General features: G+C 69.0%; 1 protein-coding gene. It reads right to left on the reverse strand.

What is annotated here, in order from left to right:
* Positions 1 to 36 precede the first annotated feature (36 nt).
* Positions 37 to 1,332 (reverse strand): ISAs1 family transposase, encoded by a 1,296-nt coding sequence (locus VXC91_RS45485; RefSeq protein WP_329513193.1) that lies wholly within the window; start codon positions 1,330 to 1,332, stop codon positions 37 to 39.
* Positions 1,333 to 1,460: the final 128 nt, after the last annotated feature.

A 1,460-nucleotide genomic window follows, 5' to 3' on the forward strand; every position in this document is an offset into this window, starting at 1 on the left:
CAGGGCCCCGGCGAGTGCCTCGTATGCCCGTCTTGATCATGTGATGCCGTAGAGGGTGAGGACTCGCTGGCGTTCGGTGTGGGCCCGGCGCCCGGCAGCGGTGTTGGCGTATCCGGCGAGTTTGAGGGCACTGCGGATCAGGTCGCGGACGGCGGCGAGCACGGCGGGTGTGTTACGGGTCCTGACCTGCGATTTGTCCTCGCCGAAGACAACATCTCGGACCCAGTGGACAGTGTTCTCCACCGTCCAGTGCCCGCGAGCCCAGGAGGCGATCTCTGCTGCGGTGGCCTGTTCGGCGGGCAGGTCGGTGATCGCATACACGGTCTCGGTGGACCACTTCTTCGCTCCGTACAGGCGGCGCTTGCGCTGGATGCGCAGGACTTGACGGGCGTGTGGGAAGAGCAGGCCGTTGACGGTGACGACCTGGATGCGGCGTTGTTCGTGGCGGCCGTGTCCGCGGGTGTCGTCGCGGTGGATCACGGGGATCTCCTTCCAGGGCAGCTGGTGGAGCTGGCGGGCCTGACCGCGCTGGTTGTTCTTGATCGTCAGGAGGTAGTGGGCGCCACGTTTATGCAGGTAGGTGGCGTGGTCACGCTGTGCGTGGAGGGCGTCGGCGGTGACGACCGTCCCGGCGAGGTCGGCGTCGTCGATCTGGTCGAGCAGGGGCGCGAATTCGGGGATTTCGTTGGTCTTCGCGCCGATCTCGCGGGAGGCGAGGGTGATGCCGTCGCCGTGGCGGACGGCGGACAGCACGAACACGCGGCTGCCGTCTGCACGCTTCGCGCCACGCAGGCACTTGCCGTCCACCGCGATCGCCCGACGCCGTCGGCGTACCGGTTCGGCCTGGGCGGCAGCCTGGTGAGCCCGGCGCTGTTCGCGCTCCGGCCCGCCGTCGGGCATCAGCAGCGCGGGGACCACGGGCCCACCGGGGAACAGGGACGTCAGGTAGGCGAACCCGGCCGCGCTGAGCTCGGCCGGGTCCAGACGCCCCAGCACGCTGCGTAGGGTTTTCTCGCTCGGCACCCGGTAGCGGCCCAGGAGCGGGTGGTAGGGCAGGCCGAAGGCAGCCAGCTCGTCAGGCGTCGCCCGCCGGCACCACTCGGCAGCCGCAGTGATGGAGTCATGTCCCGCGGGTGTCATCGCACAGACCACCAGGGCCAGTAGTGACGGCAGCCGGTAGCGCCTGCCGCTGGGGCCACGAGGGTCGGTGATCTGCCCGAACTTCGCGACCAGACCACGGACTTGATCCCGCACGACGCCCTCGTGCAGTGCTTCGAGCCGGGGCAGGGACCTAGCGGGAGGGGCGATGGGGGATGATGGAGGGACGAACACGGCACCTCGTGGATCTTGAAGCGTAGAGAACTCCATGATCCACCTGGGGCCGTGTTCGCCTACTTCCGGGCCCCACCCGCCTCAACTACCCCCAACCACGGACGAGTCAGGCAAACGCCGGGGCCCTG

The organism is Streptomyces chiangmaiensis, from assembly GCF_036281785.1.
Taxonomy (GTDB): Bacteria; Actinomycetota; Actinomycetes; order Streptomycetales; family Streptomycetaceae; genus Streptomyces; species Streptomyces chiangmaiensis.